The sequence below is a fragment of the Mycoplasma sp. HU2014 genome, from assembly GCF_001199495.1.
Lineage (GTDB): Bacteria > Bacillota_I > Bacilli_A > Mycoplasmatales > Mycoplasmataceae > Mycoplasma.
The window spans coordinates 1-3,345 of sequence record NZ_LFYS01000053.1 but is presented as its reverse complement, the minus strand read 5'-3'; the positions used below and the strand labels follow the sequence as shown (position 1 = coordinate 3,345).

Below are 3,345 nucleotides of genomic sequence, written 5' to 3'. Positions count from 1 at the left end.
CGGTTGAATCCTTCTTTGACATACCTATTAAAAGAAAAATTATGAATGGAGTGGTTGAATATCAAAAAAATTATTATGCTGCATTTGATGAAAATGGGAAGAGATATAAGTTCAACAAAAAAGAAAGTATTGAATTTGTTATAGGTGCAGATGAGAAGTTCTACTTTAGAACAGAAACTATGCGTTTTAAAGCTGAAATATTAGAAAAAGGATCTCATGATTGAGGAATAGCTGATATAGCAAAAAGAAAACAATTAGATGAAGAAAGAAAACATGATTTAAAAACCCTAGGAACAATAAATAAAACGAGATGGATTCATACTGTATTAGATAAGACTCTTAACAGCATTAAAAAACACCCAAGTGGATTGCCCAGTGAAGTAGTCGATGAACTATCAGGACTTGTCTCAGGTGTTAAGAATGAATGTTATCGCATATCATTCGAACTCAAAGAAAAATTAGGCTTATTGGATTAGTTTAATTTTCTAATTTCCTTTGATAAGATTATTATAACTTAAAAATTTAAAGGTTCATTTTGTTTAAAAACCCACGAAATCAAAATCATAGATTATAAAAAGTATCAAAATCATAGATTATAAAAAGCAAGAGAAATCAAAATAGTTGGAGCTATTGAAGCTGATCCTTTTTCAAATTTAATTTCAAATGAATCACCAATTCCAAAAGCTATATTAGATAAAAAAGCTAGAGTAACTGTTGAAATTGAAAACGACATTTAAAACAATATAGAATTACAAATAAATAATATTAAGGAAAAATCGGCATTTTTATGATTATCATATAATTCATAAGGTAGTGTTTTATCTATTTAAGTTTATATTTTCTACTTAATTTCCATTTATAGCTATAAAAATTTTATGAAATCATATTGTTTTTTATTAATCATTCCGCTTTTTATCATTAATTCTAATATTTTAAAATCTTCAAGTTCATTAATTATTTTATTAAAAAATATTTTAAGTTTATTATCTCCACAATTTTCTCAATCTATATTAGCTAACAATTTACTTGTAGATATTTTTTCAACATTTTTTATTTTATTTTTTAAATTTTCAACATTTTGAAAATTTTCTTTCCATATATAGTCGATTATTCTGAATAGGCACACTGCCGTGGGTTTTTATATTTTTCTTCTCCTTCTGGTTTATATGAGATAAATTTTTTCAATTCTTTATATGTAATTACCCCTCCTTCATAGGTTTTATTTCTTAATACCTTTATTTTAAATTTATTTTTGGGCGAACCCGAGTTTTACAGTTGTTGTGCTAAATTAAAAAGTGCAACAACTTTTTAATTGTTATTTAAATCTTATAGAGTTCAAAATTTTATCAAATTCAACATCTGTCATTAGTGATTTTATTGTGCTTGTTTTTTCAAATAGTTTTGATAAAAGTTTAAAATCTTCAACAGTTTGTGAACTATCATTAATTATTTTTGTAGTTGAATAATCCTTTCCGTTTTGATCTTGTTTTATTTCAAAACATTGTTTTTCATCGTTTTTGAAAACATAAACAATTCCACCACTTATATTGCTACAAGAGCACATATTAAGTGCTTCAATAATTCTTTCTACGCTAAGTTTTCCATTTAATTTATGAAAAATTATTCTAAGTATAACCAGAGAAACATAACATATTAAAATGTGAGCATTTATGTGTTCTTTGGTTCTAACAAACATCGGCCTTGTCGCTAGATCATTTTTTGTTATTCTAAAAGCATCTTCTATTTTTGCTAATCCGTGGTATAAATCACGGATTTTTTTTGTGATCATATTCAAGTTCTGAAGTTACAATACAAGAATAACCTGCAAATTTTAAATCTTTTTCTATTTTTTCTACATCAATTATAAGTTGTTTTTTATCAGCTATTTCACCTGTTATTGATGAATAATTTTGCGTTTCTATATATTTTGTGTAGCTATGTGTAAGATTTGCAACCCCATATTTAATTGCGTTTTGTGCTTTTAGCACTTTTTCATTAATTTTTCTAATATCTCTTCTTGCTCTTTTTCCATCTCATCAAATTAAAACCTTTTGTTTAACTGTAACTTTTTTGTTATTTTCATCAAGATAAGTAACTGGTTCGATAAATTCTTGGTATTTATAGTCTGAAGAAACTGTTTTATACAATGATTCGTCAAACATTTTTCCTTGGTATTTTTTACCTTTTTTACCTTTTAGAATTTGTGAAAATAAGTATCCATCACCATTTTTAACAATAGATTTTATGTTTTCTTGACAGTTTATTCCTTTATCAGCAACTATTACAGTTCGTTCTAAGTTATAGTTACTTTTTACTTCATTTAAAACAGGTAAAAGAGTTCTTGAATCTGAAGTATTTCCTGGAAAAATCTTATAGCTTATTGGAATTCCGTTAGAATCCATCATAAGTCCCAATTGAACAATTGGATCAACAACATGTTCTTTACTAACTCCGCGTTTTAATAAACCTGTAATTTTTTTGTATTGTTTTTCTGCATTACCGTCTTTAATTGAAATTATTTGTTGCTCATTTATGATTTTTTTATTAGTTTCAAGTGGAAAAACTTCTTCATAAACATCTGCATCTTCAAAGTCTTTTTCAAAATAAAAATTTGTTGAATCGAAGAATGTTTCAACTGCATTTCTTCCTATTTTTGATGAAATAACCTTATTTAAATGTTTTTGAAGTTCATCTGAGTGCTTATCAATGTAGTCTAAGCATCTATAAACGCCATGAATAGGAAAGTTAAGATCTTTTTTATAAAAGTATTAAAAAATTCCCAATTTTGGACACTATATAATTTTAATAATTTACTAAAAAATTCTTATTTTCGTCCATTAAATACATTAAAATATCTAAAAAATTAAATTTTCTTAAATCTAGAGCTAAAAAAGCTCTATTTTTTGTTCCAATTTTATTTAAAAAAAGCTTAAAAAACTAAAAATAGGTGGTAAAATAAATATATATGTATAGTGTTTAACACATAAAAAAGGAGATATAAAATGGCCATTCCTAAAGACATATTAGAAATTCCAAGACCATCTAGTACCAGAGTAAAAGCAACCACAAAAGAAGGTATTTATAATGTTATACAAAGAACATCAATAAGAAAAAATGGAAAGATTATTCCTGTTGAAAAAGGAGTTATTGGAAAGATTATCAATGGTGTTTATCAAAGTATTGAAAAACAAACATATGAAGTAGACGTTAAATCATATGGTTTATTTGCACTAAATGAAAAATTAAACAATCATATCTTTAGAGAACTTTTAAATTTTTATGATTTTGAAGATGCTAGAAAATTATATGTTATAGCTTCTTTAAGAACTATGTTTTCAGATATTA

The 3,345-nt window shown here is 25.4% G+C and carries 4 protein-coding genes and 1 pseudogene; 3 read left to right on the top strand and 2 right to left on the bottom strand.

The features are described 5' to 3' along the window. A partial coding sequence (locus AB668_RS05740) for a hypothetical protein (protein ID WP_235443326.1) occupies positions 1 to 476 on the top strand: 476 nt, incomplete at its 5' end. Positions 477 to 611: 135 nt separating this feature from the next. Continuing rightward, entirely contained in the window at positions 612 to 737 is a 126-nt protein-coding gene (locus tag AB668_RS06070; protein WP_082160325.1) for a GreA/GreB family elongation factor, read from the top strand. A 578-nt stretch (positions 738 to 1,315) separates the two neighbouring features. On the opposite strand, the gene AB668_RS03085 is transcribed toward AB668_RS06070, so the two are convergent. Further along, positions 1,316 to 1,789, bottom strand: coding sequence for a hypothetical protein (locus AB668_RS03085; protein ID WP_050517572.1), 474 nt, complete (start codon positions 1,787 to 1,789; stop codon positions 1,316 to 1,318). Then, the gene (locus tag AB668_RS03080) at positions 1,728 to 2,675 is read right to left on the bottom strand and encodes an IS1634 family transposase (RefSeq protein ID WP_442928557.1); all 948 of its coding nucleotides are present in this window, start codon (positions 2,673 to 2,675) and stop codon (positions 1,728 to 1,730) included. Before AB668_RS03080 ends, AB668_RS03085 begins: the two co-directional genes overlap by 62 nt. Before the next feature lie 327 nt (positions 2,676 to 3,002). Between AB668_RS03080 and AB668_RS03075 the strand changes: the two are divergent. Continuing rightward, a pseudogene (locus tag AB668_RS03075) lies at positions 3,003 to 3,345 on the top strand (IS1634 family transposase); the annotation flags it as partial.